This is a genomic window from Variovorax sp. RKNM96 (genome assembly GCF_017161115.1).
Classification (GTDB): domain Bacteria; phylum Pseudomonadota; class Gammaproteobacteria; order Burkholderiales; family Burkholderiaceae_C; genus Variovorax.
Window position 1 is genome coordinate 2,475,378 of the sequence record NZ_CP046508.1, and the last position, 15,900, is coordinate 2,491,277.

The 15,900-nt window shown below is 68.1% G+C and carries 15 protein-coding genes; 13 read left to right on the plus strand and 2 right to left on the minus strand.

Translation table 11 applies throughout. The annotated features are described in order from the left end of the window. Positions 1-8 precede the first annotated feature (8 nt). The 6 genes from GNX71_RS11400 (at position 9) to cydX (ending at position 7,701) form a co-directional block, all read left to right on the plus strand. Entirely contained in the window at positions 9-1,154 is a 1,146-nt protein-coding gene (locus GNX71_RS11400; protein WP_241027230.1) for an acyltransferase, read from the plus strand. A gap of 178 nt (positions 1,155-1,332) precedes the next feature. Then, a complete protein-coding gene (gene cydD, locus GNX71_RS11405) occupies positions 1,333-3,018 on the plus strand; it encodes a thiol reductant ABC exporter subunit CydD (RefSeq protein WP_206178407.1) in 1,686 nt (561 codons plus the stop codon). Then, positions 3,015-4,715, plus strand: a complete 1,701-nt coding sequence (gene cydC, locus GNX71_RS11410; protein ID WP_206178408.1) for a thiol reductant ABC exporter subunit CydC — start codon at positions 3,015-3,017, stop codon at positions 4,713-4,715. The genes cydD and cydC overlap by 4 nt, the downstream gene beginning before the upstream one ends. 42 nt (positions 4,716-4,757) lie before the next feature. Further along, positions 4,758-6,383, plus strand: coding sequence for a cytochrome ubiquinol oxidase subunit I (locus GNX71_RS11415; RefSeq protein WP_206178409.1), 1,626 nt, complete (start codon positions 4,758-4,760; stop codon positions 6,381-6,383). Further along, positions 6,380-7,534 carry a cytochrome d ubiquinol oxidase subunit II gene (gene cydB / locus GNX71_RS11420; protein ID WP_206178410.1) on the plus strand — a complete coding sequence of 385 codons (1,155 nt, stop codon included), beginning with the start codon at positions 6,380-6,382 and terminating at the stop codon, positions 7,532-7,534. The genes GNX71_RS11415 and cydB overlap by 4 nt, the downstream gene beginning before the upstream one ends. 17 nt (positions 7,535-7,551) lie before the next feature. Next, positions 7,552-7,701 carry a cytochrome bd-I oxidase subunit CydX gene (cydX, locus tag GNX71_RS11425; protein WP_206178411.1) on the plus strand — a complete coding sequence of 50 codons (150 nt, stop codon included), beginning with the start codon at positions 7,552-7,554 and terminating at the stop codon, positions 7,699-7,701. A 7-nt stretch (positions 7,702-7,708) separates the two neighbouring features. Here the strand turns inward: cydX and GNX71_RS11430 are convergent, their stop codons facing one another. Then, entirely contained in the window at positions 7,709-8,296 is a 588-nt protein-coding gene (locus GNX71_RS11430; RefSeq protein WP_206178412.1) for a GbsR/MarR family transcriptional regulator, read from the minus strand. 58 nt (positions 8,297-8,354) lie between these two features. Further along, on the minus strand, positions 8,355-9,392 hold the full coding sequence (locus tag GNX71_RS11435) for an AraC family transcriptional regulator (protein ID WP_206178413.1): 1,038 nt from the start codon (positions 9,390-9,392) through the stop codon (positions 8,355-8,357). 110 nt (positions 9,393-9,502) lie between these two features. Between GNX71_RS11435 and GNX71_RS11440 the strand changes: the two genes are divergently transcribed. The 7 genes from GNX71_RS11440 to GNX71_RS11470 all read left to right on the plus strand — a co-directional run bounded on the left by GNX71_RS11440 (position 9,503) and on the right by GNX71_RS11470 (position 15,879). Next, entirely contained in the window at positions 9,503-11,062 is a 1,560-nt protein-coding gene (locus GNX71_RS11440; RefSeq protein ID WP_206178414.1) for a long-chain-fatty-acid--CoA ligase, read from the plus strand. A gap of 44 nt (positions 11,063-11,106) precedes the next feature. Beyond that, positions 11,107-12,291, plus strand: coding sequence for a lipid-transfer protein (locus GNX71_RS11445; RefSeq protein ID WP_206178415.1), 1,185 nt, complete (start codon positions 11,107-11,109; stop codon positions 12,289-12,291). A gap of 13 nt (positions 12,292-12,304) precedes the next feature. Beyond that, positions 12,305-12,745: a MaoC family dehydratase N-terminal domain-containing protein gene (locus tag GNX71_RS11450; RefSeq protein ID WP_206178416.1), complete on the plus strand. Its 441-nt coding sequence runs from the start codon at positions 12,305-12,307 to the stop codon at positions 12,743-12,745. 14 nt (positions 12,746-12,759) lie between these two features. Further along, positions 12,760-13,179, plus strand: coding sequence for a MaoC family dehydratase (locus GNX71_RS11455; protein WP_206178417.1), 420 nt, complete (start codon positions 12,760-12,762; stop codon positions 13,177-13,179). Between the two features lie 35 nt (positions 13,180-13,214). Continuing rightward, positions 13,215-14,045, plus strand: coding sequence for an SDR family NAD(P)-dependent oxidoreductase (locus GNX71_RS11460; RefSeq protein WP_206178418.1), 831 nt, complete (start codon positions 13,215-13,217; stop codon positions 14,043-14,045). Between the two features lies 1 nt (position 14,046). Beyond that, positions 14,047-14,835 carry an enoyl-CoA hydratase-related protein gene (locus tag GNX71_RS11465; RefSeq protein WP_206178419.1) on the plus strand — a complete coding sequence of 263 codons (789 nt, stop codon included), beginning with the start codon at positions 14,047-14,049 and terminating at the stop codon, positions 14,833-14,835. A gap of 99 nt (positions 14,836-14,934) precedes the next feature. Continuing rightward, positions 14,935-15,879, plus strand: coding sequence for a LysR family transcriptional regulator (locus tag GNX71_RS11470; RefSeq protein ID WP_206178420.1), 945 nt, complete (start codon positions 14,935-14,937; stop codon positions 15,877-15,879). The last annotated feature ends 21 nt before the right edge of the window (positions 15,880-15,900 follow it).

Genomic DNA, 15,900 nt, shown 5'->3' on the forward strand with positions numbered 1-15,900 from the left:
GCCTGAACATGGCTTCCGCCACGGCGCCCTCTTCACCGGGGCGCATGCCGTTGCTCGATGTGGCAAAGGGCATTGCGTGCGCGGTGATCGTCGGGCATCACCTGTCGCGCTACGGGCCGATGCCCGCAGGCGCCTACGGACTCGCGCCCGATTTCTTCGGCTGGCTGGCGGACGACGGCCGGCTCGCGGTGCAGGTGTTCCTCGTGATCGCGGGGTTTCTCGCGGCAGCGAGCCTTGCGCCGGACGGCCCGTTGCGCGTCGATCGGCCCATCGCGCGCATCCTGCAGCGTTATGGACGGCTGGTGATGCCGTACCTGGCTGCACTCACTGTCTGCGTGCTCGTGGCTGCGCTGGTGCGGCCGTGGCTCGATGAAGACGTGGTGCCGGCGTCGCCGAGCATCGGACAGTTGTTCGCGCATGGGCTGCTGCTGCAGGACCTGCTGGGCTACGAGTCGCTGTCCACCGGCGTCTGGTATGTGGCCATCGACTTCCAGCTCTTCGCGCTCGCGCTGATGCTCGTCGGCCTTCCGGCCATGTTGAGCTCATCCGCACCGGCCGTCGTGAATCCGTCGTCGCGGTGGATGCCCGTGCTGCTGGTGCTCGCGCTGGCTGTGACCTCGCTGGTGCTCTTCAATCGCAACGCCGCCCTGGACGACACCGCGCTGTATTTCTTCGGCGCCTACGGGCTCGGCATGCTGGTGTTCTGGATCGGCCGCGCCACGCGGGCCAGCACCTGGCAGGGCGCGGTGGCGCTGCTGATGCTGGTCGGGGCGGGGGCGCTGGCCATCGAATGGCGCAGCCGCATCGCGACGGCGCTGGTGACGGCGCTGCTGATCGCGCTCGCACAGCATTGGCATTGGCTATCGCCCGCCAAGTGGCCGGCAGCGGCGGTGCCGCTACAGCGCCTGGGGCGCATGTCGTATTCGCTCTTCCTGATTCACTTTCCGGTGCTCCTGGCGATGAATGCGCTCGTCGCAAACCTCGCGCCGCACGGGCCGTGGGTCGACCTGCTGGGCATGGTGGTGACCTTCGGCCTTTCGGTTGCTGCGGCGGCGCTGCTGTACCGCTGGGTGGAGGCGCGACCGGCATCGTGGCGCGGCGTGTTCACGCTGTTCGCGGCGCTGCTGGTCAGCGGGATAGTCGTTTCGCACTAAAGCGCGCCAACGCGCAAGGCGCCCGTCGACGACGTCACGGGACGCCATCGCTGATTTCTTCCTTCGAATGGGTTGCGCTCGGGCTCCGTAGCGTGCAGGCTGCGGCTCGTCAGTTGCTTCCGTCTTCGGTATGATTGTGGAAATTTCAGTAAATACTGAAAATACGCAAAACTAAGGAATGACCCAGCACTCGCCCCCCTCACGAACGCCGTTGCAGGCATTTGCGTCGCCTGACGTCGGCAGCGTGGTGCAGGGCGCTGCCGCGCTGTTCTGGATTCCGCAGGCGGCGTTGCTCGCGATCGCGGTGCAGGGGCTCGCCGCGGGACAGGGCCTGGCGGCGGTGCAGCTTCCGGCGCTCGGCATCCTGTTGCTCGGATTGCTGCGCGCGGTTTGCGAGGCCTGGGGCGCGCGCCGGACCTTCACCCGAGCAAGAGCACAGCTGACGGCGCTGCGTGCGCAGGCAGCTGCAGCACTCGCGAGCGGATCGCCACTTGACCGCAGCCGCGCCGCTTCCGGCCAAGCGGCCAGCATCCTCGCAGAGCAGGCCGAGGCGCTGGTGCCGTACCTCGTGCGCTACCAGCCGGCGCGCTGGCGCGTGATGGTGGTGCCCGTTCTCATCGTTCTCGTGGTGGCGAGCCTTTCCTGGATCGCTGCGCTGGTGCTCCTGGTCGCAGCCCCGCTGATCCCGCTTTTCATGGCCATCGTCGGCTGGCGCGCCAAGGCGGCGAGCGAGGCGCAGATGGTCGAGATGGGCGGCATGAATGCCTTCCTGCTCGACCGCCTGCGGGGCCTGGCCACGCTGCGCGCGCTCGGTGCGGTGGATGCGACCGCGGTGCGTCTGGGCGAGGCTGCGCAATCGCTGCGCCAGCGGACCATGGCGGTGCTCCGCATCGCATTCCTCTCGTCGGCATTGCTGGAGTTGTTCTCGGCGCTCGGCGTCGCAATGGTGGCGGCGTACGTGGGCTTCCACCTGCTGGGCACGCTGGGCTTCGGCGCCTGGGGCCGGCAGTTGAGCCTCGGTGAAGGCCTGTTCGTGCTGTTGCTCGCGCCGGCTTTCTTCGAGCCGCTGCGGGAGCTCTCGGCTGTCTGGCACGACCGCGCGGCGGGCGAGGCGGCACTGCAGTCGCTCGAACAGCTTCAGCGCAGCGAGTTGCCGCTGCCCGGCGCGAATACACCGGTGCGCACGGCAACCGGAGCCACTGGCGCCGCGCCCGTCGTCGCGATCCACGGCCTGCGCTTTGCCTGGCCCGGCGAGCAAGCACTGTTCGACGGCTACGACCTTCGCGTCGCGGCCGGTGAGCACGTCGCGATCACCGGCGCGAGTGGCTCGGGCAAGACGGCCTTGCTGTCGCTCCTCGCCGGACTGCTGTCTGCGACCGGCGGAGAAATCTCCATCGGCGGCGTGCCGCTGTCCGACCGCACCGTGAGTGCCCTTCGGCAGCGCATGGCATGGATGGGCCAGAAGCCGCACGTGTTCGCCGCCTCGATCGAGGCCAACGTGGCGCTCGGCCACGCAGACATCGACACGCCACAGGTCATGACTGCCATGCGCTTCGCATCGCTCGACACCGTGGCACAGGCCCATCCCACCGTGGCGCTGGGCGAGGGCGGCAGCGGCCTGTCGGGCGGGGAAGCGGTGCGGCTCGCGCTGGCACGCATCGCCGTCCACGCGCATGCCGACCTGTTGCTGGTCGACGAGCCCACCGCGCACCTCGACACGGAAACCGCCGAGCGCGTGGCCGACGCACTGGTCACGCTGGCCAAGGGCAAGACGCTGATCGTCGCGACGCACGATCCCGTGCTGGCGGCGCGCATGCACCGGGTGATCAGCCTCGACGCAGAAGCGATGGAGCGCGCGGCATGACCCCCTCCGCGAACAACTGGCGCGACCTGCGCCTCGTGCTGCGCCCTTTCCTCGCATCACAGCCGCGCCCCTTGCTCTGGGGCGGCCTGCTCGCTGCCGTCACGGTGCTCGCGGGCATGGCGCTGCTGGGCCTCTCAGGCTGGTTCATCACCGCGACCGCGCTGGCCGGCCTGCACGCGGCGACCGCATTCACCTTCGACGTGTTCGCGCCCTCGGCCGGCATCCGCCTGCTGGCGCTCGGCCGTACCGCATCACGTTATGGCGAGCGGCTCGTCACGCACGATGCGACCTTCGCCGTGCTCGCCTCGCTGCGTGTTCGGCTGTTTCGCGGCTGGGCGCGCCCCGAAGCGGCGCGCGCGTTGCTGATGCGCCCGGCGCGCCTGCTGTTCCGCCTCACGGCCGATATCGACGCGCTCGAATCGCTGTACCTGCGTCTGCTTGTGCCTGCGGCTGCGGCGTTGGGCGCTGCGCTGCTGGCCGGCGTGGTGCTGGGCTTCATGGACGTCGGCATGGGCGTGGCGTTGATGCTCTGGCTCGTCGCCGTCGGCTGGGGCATTTCGCTCTTCGTCGCGCGGCGCGCACGGCGGCCTGCGGTGCAGCGTGCCCATGCCATCGAGGCGTTGCGCGCCCGCGTGGTCGATCTGGTGGCCGGGCAGACCGATCTCGTCATGGCAGGGCGCATCGACGCGCAGCGCGAAGCGCTCATGAACGCCGACCGGCATCTCGCCAAGGCCGACCTCGCGCTGAACCGCCTCGAAACCGCAGCCGGTGTCGCCTACGGCAGTGCGGGCACGTTGACCCTCGTCGGCGTCTTGCTCGCAGTGGGTGTGCTGGTGGGCGAGGGTGCGATCGGCGCGCCCGCGGCCGCGCTGGCATTGCTCGTGGCACTCACGGCGACCGAGCCTTTTGCGGCCTTGCGCCAGGGCGCTCTCGACGCGGGGCGGACCTGGCTCGCGGTGCGCCGTCTCGCGCCCCGCATGACGATCGAAGACGAAAAGCTCGCGGCCAGCAACGAAGAACCATCCGCCGCATTGCGCCTGAGCCACGTTGCGCTTGCGCACCCGGGCAGCTCCATCCACGTCCTGAACGATGTCTCGCTGACCGTCGCCCCGGGCGAGCGAGTCGCGTTGATTGGCCCCAGTGGCGCAGGCAAGTCCACCTTGCTCTCCGCGCTCGCAGGAGAACTCACCCCGCAGTCGGGCAGCGTCAGCGCCCGGCCGACATGCCTCCTGACCCAGCGCACCGAACTCTTCCAGGACAGCCTGCGCGACAACCTCCGGCTCGCCAACCCCGAGGCCACCGACGAGCAACTCTGGTCCGCGCTGCACGCAGCGGGCCTCGAAGACGACATCCGTACCTTCAAGACAGGCCTCGATACCCGCCTCGGCGAAGGCGGCCTCGGCCTCTCCGGCGGTCAATCGCGCCGCCTCGCACTGGCCCGCCTGCTGCTGCGCCCCGTGCCGCTCTGGCTGCTCGACGAACCCACCGAAGCGCTCGACGCCGCAGTTGCGCACGACGTGCTGCAACGCCTCGCCCGACACGCCGACGGCCGCACGCTCGTGATCGCCACGCACCTGCGCCGCGAAGCCGCGCTCGCCGACCGCCTCGTGTGCATGCAGCAAGGCCGCATCGTCGACGACCTGCGCCGCGGCAGCGCCGCCTTCGACACCGCGCTGCGCACCCTGCGCCCCGATTGATCCCACAGAAAAAGACAGAAGAGAAAAACCAAAGGAAGCCCCATGGACCTCGACATCGTTGCGCTCTCGCGCCTGCAGTTCGCCGTCACGGCGCTGTATCACTTCCTCTTCGTGCCGCTCACGCTCGGCCTCTCGATCCTCTTGGCCATCATGGAGACGGTCTACGTGATGACGGGCCGCGTGATCTGGCGCGACATGACGAAATTCTGGGGCGTGCTCTTCGGCATCAACTTCGCGATGGGTGTCGCGACCGGCGTGGTGATGGAGTTCCAGTTCGGCATGAACTGGAGCTACTACAGCCACTACGTCGGCGACATCTTCGGCGCGCCGCTGGCCATCGAGGGGCTCATGGCCTTCTTCATGGAAGCGACCTTCGTGGGTCTGTTCTTCTTCGGCTGGGACAAGCTCTCCAAGGTCGGCCACCTTGTCGCCACCTGGGCCGTGGCCATCGGCTCCAACTTCTCGGCGCTGTGGATCCTCATTGCCAACGGCTGGATGCAGAACCCCGTGGGCGCGGCCTTCAACCCGCAGACGATGCGCATGGAGGTGACCGACTTCCTCGCGGTGCTCACCAACCCGGTGGCGCAGGCCAAGTTCGTGCACACGGTCTCGGCGGGCTATGTGTGCGCCTCGGTGTTCGTGCTCGGCGTGTCGGCCTGGTATGTGCTCAAGGGCCGTCACCTCGAACTGGCCAAGCGCTCGATGACCGTGGCCGCGTCCTTCGGACTGGCCTCCGCGCTGTCGGTGGCGGTGCTTGGAGACGAAAGCGGCTACCTCTCGGGCGAGCACCAGAAGATGAAGCTGGCCGCCATCGAGGCCATGTGGGAGACGCAGCCCGCACCCGCTGCCTTCACTGTGATCGGCTTTCCCGACCAGAAATCGCGCGAGACGCACTACGCCATCCACATCCCCGGCGTGATGGGCCTCATCGGCACGCGCTCGCTCGACACGGTGATGCCCGGCATCGACGAGCTCGTGAAGCGCGCCGAGGCCCGCATCCGCGAAGGCCTCAAGGCCTACGACGCCCTGCAGAAGATCCGCGAGGCCGGCGGCACCGGCAAGGTCACGCAGGGCGTGCGCGGCGACTTCGAGGACAACGGCATCAACATGGGCTATGCGCTGCTGCTCAAGCGCTATGTGGACGATCCACGCCAGGCCACCGACGAGCAGATCGCCAAGGCCGCGTGGGACACCGTGCCGCAGGTGGCGCCGCTCTTCTGGCTGTTCCGCGTGATGGTGGGCATCGGCATGCTGCTGATCCTTCTGACCGGCACCTTCTTCGTGCTGTCGGCGCGCCGCAAGCTCGACAAGCACCGTTGGCTGCTCAAGGCCGCGGTGTTCGCGATCCCGCTGCCGTGGATCGCCATCGAGTCCGGCTGGCTGGTGGCGGAGTTCGGTCGCCAGCCCTGGGTGATCGAGGGCGTGCTGCCCACGGCCGTGGCCGTGTCGAACCTCGGCGTGAAGACGCTCCTGCTCACGCTCGCGGGTTTCATCGCGATCTACACCACGCTGCTGGTCATCGAGATGAAGCTGATGTTCAAGGCGATCCGCAAGGGACCTGAAGCCGAGCACGCGCCCGACGAGGGCGATGCGCGCTCGCATGTTCCGCCGGCGCACGCCACTGCCGCCATTCCCACCGCTTCTTCCACCACCGGGAGCGCCGCATGATTCTCCACACACTCCTCGACTACGACACCCTGCGCTTCATCTGGTGGCTGCTGATCGGCGTGCTGCTGGTCGGCTTCGCGGTCACCGACGGGTTCGACCTGGGCAGCGGCATGCTGCTGCCGTTCGCGGCGCGCAACGACATCGAGCGCCGCGTCGTCATCAACAGCGTGGGCCCGGTGTGGGAGGGCAACCAGGTGTGGTTGATCCTGGGCGGCGGCGCGATCTTCGCGGCCTGGCCGCAGCTCTATGCGGTGTCGTTCTCGGGCTTCTATCTCGCGATGTTCGTGATCCTCACCGCGCTGATCCTGCGGCCTGTGGCCTTCAAGTTCCGCAGCAAGCGCGAGTCACCGCAATGGCGCGCGCGCTGGGACTGGGTGCTGTTCTTCAGCGGCTTCGTGCCCGCGCTGATCTGCGGCGTGGCGGTGGGCAATGTGCTGCAGGGCGTGCCGTTCCGCTTCAATGCCGACATGCACATCTTCTACGACGGCGGCTTCTTCGGGCTGCTGAATCCGTTCGCCATTCTTTGCGGGCTGGTGTCGGTCGCGATGCTCGTGATGCACGGCGCGGCGTGGCTGCTGCTCAAGACGGAAGGGCCGGTGGCCGAGCGGGCGCGCACGTACGGCATGGTGGCCGCGGTGCTCACCATCGCGCTCTATGCGCTGGCCGGTGTGCTGCTCGCCACGAGCATCGGCGGCTACCGCATCAGCAGCGTGGTCGATGCGGTGGGGCCGTCGAACCCGATGCTGAAGACCGTCGAGCTGCATGCGGGCGCGTGGACCGCCAACTACGCAGCCCACCCGTGGACATTGGCCGCGCCCGCTGCCGGCTTCATCGGCGCGCTGGGCGCGTTGCTCGGGCTGGTGTTGCGCCGGCCGGTGCTCGCGCTGCTCGCAGCGGCACTCGGCATCGCCGGCATCATCCTGAGCGTGGGCGCCTCGATGTTCCCGTTCATCCTGCCTTCGTCGATCGACCCGCGCGCGAGCCTCACGGTGTGGGATTCGTCCTCGAGCCACCTCACGCTGTTCATCATGCTGGTGGTCACGGGCATCTTCATTCCGATCATCGTGGCCTACACCACCTGGGTCTACCACGTGCTGTGGGGCAAGGTCGACGAAAAAGCCATCCGCGAAGACAGCGGTCACGCCTACTGAACACGGAGGACAAGAACATGTGGTACTTCGCCTGGATCCTCGGCCTGCCGCTGGCAGCCGCTTTCGCCGTACTCAATGCGATGTGGTACGAACTCATCGACGACGACGCCATCCGCAGGGAGAAGCTCGAGCTGCCCGAATCGCCAGAGGGGCAGGAGCGGCTCTGATGGTGAACTAACCAGCCGCAGGCTTTTTCTTCTTCGCCGCACCACCGCCCGTGATGCGGTCTTTCAGCGTCAGCACCTTCGTCACCGTCGCGCCCATCCCCATGAGCTGCATCGCGGTCTCGGGTGCGAGCCGCTGTACATCGTCGAACCACTTCATCAGTCGGTCGATCAGGTCGTGCATCTCGCGCATGCGCTCCTGCGCATGGCGCTCGGCATCGCTCGTGGGCGATTCGAGCAGCGCGTTGCGCAGCATCGAGAGCGTGGGTTCGATCTCGCGGCGGCGGCGTTCCTCGGCCAGTACACGAAAGATTTCCCACACGTCCGACGGCGCCTCGAAGTATTCGCGCCGGTCGCCCGCCTGGTGCCGCAGCCGCACCAGCCGCCAGGCCTGCAACTCCTTCAGGCCCATGCTCACGTTGGAGCGCGAGAACTCCAGCAGTTCGGCGATTTCGTCGGCATTGAGCGCGCGCTGCGACAGGAAGATCAGGGCATAAATCTGCCCCACGGTGCGGTTGATGCCCCACTTGCTGCCCATCTCGCCGAAGTGGGCGACGAACTGGCGGTTGAGGGGAGGGAGGTCGGGTGCGGTGGCCATGCGCGGATTGTCGCGCGGGATTGCTGGAGTTTCGGTAGCTTCTGAAAACTCGATCCGATCAATCGGGCTGCGCGTCGGGCAGGGCACGCCGCCGGTACGACCCCGGCGCGCCGCCCGTCCAGGTCTTGAAGGCCCGCTGGAAGGCCGCGCTGTCCGCGAACCCCAGCTCCTCGGCCAGCGCCGCGAGCGGCACGGTGCTGGTGTTGAGCCGCACGATGGCCAGGTCGCGCCGCAGCTGGTCCTTCAGCGACTGGAACGACGTGCCTTCCGTCGCCAGGTGACGCTGCAGCGTGCTGACCGACATGTGCAGGCTGTCCGCCGTGGTCGCCAGGTCGGCCCACGCGGGCCGGTTCTGCTGCAGCACCGCGCGCACCTTCGCGCTCACGACCTGCTCGGCGAGCCGGGGCAGGATCACGTTGGCCGGCGACGCCGCAAGAAAGGCCTGCATCGCCTGCGCGTCGCGGTGCACCGGCGTGGCGAGCGCGCTGCGGTCGAACCACACGGCCGACAGCGGCTGGCCGAACTGCAGCGGGCCCGGGAACACCTTGGCGTAGCCGTCGGCATAGGGCGGCAGCTCGAAGCCGAAATCGAAACGCCGTGCCACCAGCCGGCCACCATGCAGCCATGCGAAGAGCCGCCAGTACACCCGCAGCATCAGCTCGTGCAGGAAGTTCTGGTGCATCGCCTGCGGGTTGTTCAGGCGAATGCCGAAGCCGGCGAGCTCGCCTTCCTGCAGCGGCACCAGCGTCAGGTCGTCCTGCAGCAGGCTGAAGGTGTGGGCCACACGGCGCAGCGCGACCTCGAAGGTGGGCGCGCCCAGCGTGGAACGCACCATCAGCGCGAAGCTGCCGCAGCGCAGGCGCCGCGTGAGAAAGCCCAGGGCTTCGTCGTCCATGCGCTGCATCAGCAGCGCGAAGAGGGCCACGTACTGCTCGCCCGTGACGCGCGCCCCCGCCTCCTGCAACAGCGAGGGCGCGATGCCCGCATCTTCGAGTGCCGTGTCGATGCACACCGCCGCCTCGGCCCCGCGCGCGCAAACGCCCGAGAGCATGCCCTGCACGAAGGCGATCGGAATGGTGATGGGCGGTTGCAGCATGTGTCGGTGGATTGACGTTTTCTGCCATGCGATCGAAGCGAACTGCAATCGCCGGGCCGTGCGGGGATTTCTACCATGCCACTGCACAAGAACCAGACGGAGACAAACCCATGTACATGACCCAAGGCCTTCACCGCGCCGTGCAGCAGCGCCCCGACGCCATCGCGGTGCGCTTTGCCGGCCGCGCCCGCAGTTTTCGCGACTTTGCCGAACGTGTGGCGCGCCTGGCCGGCGCGCTCCAGGGGCTCGGCATGCAAGCGGGCGACCGCGTCGCCATGCTGTCGCTCAACTCCGACCGCTACCTCGAATACCAGATGGCCGTGCCCTGGGGCGGCGGCGTGCTCAACCCCTGCAACATCCGCTGGTCGCCCGCCGAGATCCTCTACTCGCTGGAAGACTCGGGATCGAGCATCGTGCTGGTCGACGAGACCTTCCGCGCCGTGGTCGAGCAGATGCGCGGCCAATCGAAGAGCCTGCGCGAGGTCATCTACTGCGGCGACGGCCCGGTGCCGGCCGGCATGCACAGCTACGAGGGGCTGATCGACGCCGCCTCGCCAGTGCCCGACGCCGTGCGCCGCGGCGAAGACCTGGCCGGCATCTTCTACACCGGCGGCACCACCGGCTTTCCCAAGGGCGTGATGCTCAGCCACATCAACATCTGCAGCTCGGCGCTGGCGGCGCAGGCCGAGGGCCTGGCACCGGCCGGCGGCTGCTACCTGCATGCGGCGCCGATGTTTCACCTGGCCGACATGGGCCTGGCCACGCCGCACTGGTTCGCCGGCAACACACACGCGATCCTGCCGATGTTCACGCCCGAGGGCGTGCTCGACGCCATCGAGCGCGACCGCGTGACCAGCCTGCTGCTGGTGCCCACCATGATCCAGATGCTGGTCGACCATCCCGCCATGCGCAAACCGCGCGACCTGAGCACCCTCAAGAACATCACCTACGGCGCCTCGCCAATCTCCGAGGCTGTGCTCAATCGCGCCATGGAAGCCTTTCCGGGCGTCGACTTCGTGCAGGCCTACGGCATGACCGAGCTGTCGCCCATCGCCACGCTGCATCCGGCCTTTTTCCACACGGCCGAGGGCCGCAAGACCGGCAAGCTGCGTTCGGCGGGACGTGCCAGCGTGTGCATGGAAGTGCGCATCGTCGATGCCGACGGCACCGAGGTGCCGCGCGGCACGGTGGGCGAAGTAACGGTGCGCGGCCCCAACGTGATGCAGGGCTACTGGAACAAGCCCGAGCAGACGGCCGCCGCGCTGCGAGATGGCTGGATGCACACCGGCGACGGCGCCTACATGGACGAGGACGGCTTCATCTTCGTGGTCGACCGCATGAAGGACATGATCATCAGCGGCGGCGAGAACGTGTACTCCGCCGAGGTCGAGAACGCCATCAACCAGCACCCCGCGGTGGCCGCGTGCGCGGTCATCGGCATCCCCAGCGAGGAGTGGGGCGAGACCGTGCATGCGGTGCTGGTGCTCAAGCCCGGGCAGGGCATCCAGTCCGAGGAATTGATCGCACACTGCAAGACGCTGATCGCCAGCTACAAGTGCCCGCGCAGTGTGGCCGTGGTCGAAGCGCTGCCGCTGTCGGGTGCCGGCAAGGTGCTCAAGACGAAGCTGCGCGAGCCTTTCTGGCAGGACCGCCAACGCAGCGTGGCCTGATTTTTTCCAACCATTTTTTCAATCCGAACATCAAGGAGACCTTCATGAGTCAAGACGTCTACGTGGTCGGGGTCGGCATGATCCCCTTCACCAAGCCGGGCGCGAACCAGCCCTATCCGCAGATGGCCGCGCACGCGACGAACGCCGCGCTCAAGGATGCGGGCATCGGCTACGAGCTGATCCAGCAGGCCTATGTGGGCTATGTGTACGGCGACTCCACCGCCGGCCAGCGCGCGCTGTACGAAGTGGGCATGACCGGTATTCCGGTCGTGAACGTCAACAACAACTGCTCGACCGGTTCGACCGCGCTCTTCCTCGCGCGCCAGGCGGTGGCCAGCGGCGCCGCCGACTGCGTGCTCGCGCTCGGCTTCGAGCACATGAGCCCGGGCGCGCTGGGCGCGGTGTTCAACGACCGGCCGAGCCCTTTCGACAATTTCGAGACCATCACCGACGAGCTGGTCGGCAACGAGCAGGTGCCGCTCGCGCTGCGCTACTTCGGCGGCGCGGGCCTGGCGCACATGCAGCAGTACGGCACGCAGATGTCCACCTTCGCGAAGATCCGCGCCAAGGCCAGCCGCCATGCATCGAACAACCCGGTCGCGCTGTTCCGCACCGTCGTCACCGAGGACGAAGTGATGGCCGCGCCCGTCATGTGGCCCGGCGTGATGACGCGGCTCATGGCCTGCCCGCCCACCTGCGGCGCGGCTGCAGCCATCGTGTGCTCGCCGCGCTTCGCCGAACGCCATGGCCTGGACCGCAGCGTGCGCATCAAGGCGCAGGCCATGACCACCGACCGCCCCGTGACCTTCGAGAGCCGCGACATGCGCGAGGTGGTCGGCTTCAGCATGGCGCAGGAGGCCGCGCAGAAGGTGTACGACGCGGCCGGTGTCGGCCCGCAGGACATCGACGTGGTCGAGCTGCACGACTGCTTCGCGCACAACGAGCTCATCAGCTACGAGGCGCTGGGCCTCTGCCCGGTTGGCGGCGCGGAGAAGTTCGTGGTCGATGGCGACAACACCTATGGTGGCAAGGTGGTGACCAATCCGTCGGGCGGGCTGCTGTCGAAAGGGCATCCGCTCGGGGCAACCGGCCTTGCGCAATGCACCGAGCTGGTCCAGCAGTTGCGCGGCACCGCAGACAAGCGCCAGGTCGAAGGCGCGCGGATGGCGCTGCAGCACAACCTCGGGTTGGGCGGCGCCTGCGTGGTCACGCTGTACGAACGCGTCTGAGGAAAGGCGAGACATGATCGACAAGAAATGGATCGGCCACGAGCTGCCCGCCTCGGTGCTGCCGATCGAGCGCACGCGGCTGCAGTTCTTCGCCAAGGCCATCGGCGAGACCGACCCGGTCTACACCGATGCCGCCGCCGCGCGTGATGCGGGCTACGCAGACCTGCCCGCGCCGCCCACCTTCCTGTTCGCGGCCGAGCTGGACTCGGGCGCTTCGAACCAGCTGCTCGACGACCTGCAGATTCCGCTGTCGAAGCTGCTGCACGGCGAGCAGAGCTTCAGCTATCACAAGCCCGCCTGCGTGGGCGACACGGTGACGGTGCGCTCCACCATCAGCGACATCTACGACAAGAAGAACGGCGCGCTCGAATTCGTCGTGAAGACCTCGCGCGCCACCAACCAGCGCGATGAACTGGTCGCCGAGCTGCGCACCGTGATCGTGTGCCGCCACTGAAGGAAGAACGCGCAATGACCACTGCCACCTACGACAACATCCAGATCGGCGACGAGCTGCCCGCATTGCAGCTTGCACCGGTCAACCGCACCACGCTCGCGCTCTTCGCGGGCGCCTCGGGCGACCACAACCCGATCCACATCGACACCGACTTCGCGCGCAAGGCCGGCATGCCCGACGTGTTCGCGCAGGGCATGCTGGGCATGGCCTGGCTAGGCCGGCTTGTCACGCAGTGGGCGCCGCAGTCGCAGTTGCGCCGCTTCGACGTGCGCTTCCAGGGCATCACCCACATCGGCCATGCGGTGCGCTGCACCGGTCGCGTGGTCGAGAAGCTCGAGCACAACGGCGAGCGCTGCGTGCGCGTCGAGGTGCAGAGCGCCAACCAGTACGGCCAGACCCGCATTGCCGGCGAAGCGCTGGTGGCACTGCGCTGATCACCATTCCAACGAAACAACGAAAGAAAAACAACATGACACTCAAGCTCGAAGGCAAGGTCGCCCTCATCACCGGCTCGGGCCGCGGCATCGGCCGCGCGATCGCGCTCAAGCTCGCTTCGGAAGGCGCGCGCATCGTCGTCAATGACCTCGATGCCGAGCCCGCCGAGGAAACCGTGCAGGCCATCCGCGCGGCGGGGGGGCAGGCGGTGGCCTGCACCGGCAGCGTGTCGGCGCCGGACTTCGCCGAGCGCTTCATCGGCACCGCGGTGAACGAATACAAGGGCCTCGACATCATCGTGAACAACGCCGGCTACACCTGGGACAGCGTCGTGCAGAAGATGACCGACGAGCAGTGGTACGCGATGATCGACGTGCACCTCACGGCGCCGTTCCGCATCCTGCGCGCGGCGCAGCCGGTGATCCGCGCGCTCTCCAAGGCCGAGGGCGAAGCGGGCCAGCGCGTGGTGCGCAAGGTGGTCAACATCTCCTCGGTGGCCGGACTCTTCGGCAACGCGGGCCAGGCCAACTACTCGACCGCCAAGGCCGGCATCGTCGGCATGACGCAGACGCTCGCCAAGGAATGGGGCCGCATGAACGTCACGGTCAACTGCGTGGCTTTCGGCTTCATCCAGACGCGCCTGACCGCGAGCACGACCGAAGCGTCCACTGCGAACATCGAAGGCCGCGAGATCAAGGTCGGCATCAACCCAGGGCTGCTCGCGATGATGGAGCAATCGATTCCGCTCGGCCGCGGCGGCACACCCGAGGAAGCGGCCGGCGCGGTGTACCTGCTGTGCGCGCCCGAGTCGGACTACGTGAGCGGCCAGACGCTGATGTGCACCGGCGGCTTGACCGGGATCTGACATGAACGCCGTCGAAGGCATCGCCTGGGGCGTCCGCGACGACATCGGCCGCATCGTGCTGCAGCGGCCCGGGAGCGCGAATGCGCTGACATCGGCGGGCGCCCGGGCCCTGGTCCGCGCCATCGACGAGGTGCTCGAACAGAAGCCGCGCGCCATCCTGTTGACCGGCGTAGGCAAGGCGTTCTGCGCGGGCGGCGACATCGACGAATTTGTGGCGGCCGGCGAGCGGCTGCCCGAGCTTGTGAACGAAATCCTCGACGGGCTCCATCCCGCGTTGCTGCGCCTGGTGAAGGGACCGGCGCCGCTGGTGGTTGCGGTGAATGGCCCGGCAGGCGGTGCGGGCGTGGGGCTCGCGCTGTGCGGCGACTTCGTGCTGGCGGCGGAGTCGATGAAGCTGCGCACGGGCTATGCGGCCATCGGGCTCTCGCCGGATGCGGGCGCCTCGTACTTCCTGTCGCGCCGCGTGGGGCCGCTGCGGGCGCAGCAATGGCTGATGCTCAGCGAGCCCATCGACAGCCAGCGCTGCCTGGCGTCGGGCGCGGTCGATGCGGTCTATCCGGATGCGGAACTCGCAGCGGCGGGCGAAGCGCTGGTGGCGCGGCTGGCGGCTGGTGCGAGCGCGTCGTTCGCGGGCATCAAGGCGCTGTGCGGCGGTGCGCCGGGCCGGCCGATCGAGGAACACTTCGCGATGGAGCAGAAGCTCCTGCGCGAACGTGCGGGCAGTGCGGATGCGCGCGAAGGCGTGGCCGCATTCGTTGCGAAGCGGGCGCCGCGCTTCACGGGTCGCTGACTGCTGCTTCCGTGGCCTGCGGCAGGCAGGCATTGCCGGCGTGGCGCGTGCAAGAATTGCCGTGCCCCTTCCGCCTCGCACCCAGACCACGGAGTTCTCTTGAGTCTTGTCTCCACGACCTCGCTTCGGTACTTTGCCGAAGTCGTTCGCGTCGGCTCGATCAGGGCGGCGTCCGAGAACCTGTATGTCGCGGCCTCCGCCATCAGCCGGCAGCTGGCCATGCTCGAGGATTCGCTGGGCGCACCCTTGCTGGAGCGGCGCCAGGGGCGCGGCAAGGTCAAGCTCACCGCGGCCGGCGAGATCCTGATGCGCTATCACAAGAACGTCGTCAAGGAGTCCGGGCGGCTGCACTCCGAGATCGAGGCGCTGCAGGGCCTCAAGCGGGGCCATGTCAACTTCGGCATGCCCGAATCGCTCACGCGCGACTTCATGCCGCAGTTCTTCTCCGGCTTCTCCAAGCGCTATCCGGGCATCTCGTTCAGCGTGAAGGTCAGCGGCAGCCCCACGCTGGGCGAGATGTTGCTGGAAGACGACCTGGACGCGTGCTTCACCTTCGGCGACATCGCGCTCCAGGACCTGTCGGTGGTCTATTCGCGGCTCCTGCCGCTGTACGTGATGGTGCCTACCGGGCATCCGCTCGAAGGCCGCAAGTCGCTGCGGCTTTCCGACTGCGCCGAGTACGGCCTGTCCTGGCTCGATTCGTCGCTGTGGGCCAGGCAGCAGTACGACGAGATGCTCGCCAAGGCGAAGATCCGCCCCCGCATCGCGCTGGAGACCAACTCCTACGAGCTCATGCGCAACGTGGCAGCCGAAGGCATGTGCCTCACCTTCACGACCGCGCCGCTGGAAGACCCGTTCGGGCGCCCGAGGGCCGGCTCCTATGTGCCGCTGAAAGATCCGCGGGCCCGGCCACAGCGCCTGGCCTTGAGCGTGCACAAGGGGCGCAGCCTGCCGATTCCGGTGGCTGCGTTCCTGTCGGAGCTCACGGCCGCGCTGGAGGCGGCCGAGCAGCTGGCCGAGCCGCGGGGTCGGCCCGCCAAGTGAGGCGCACGCCGTGCGGCCGTC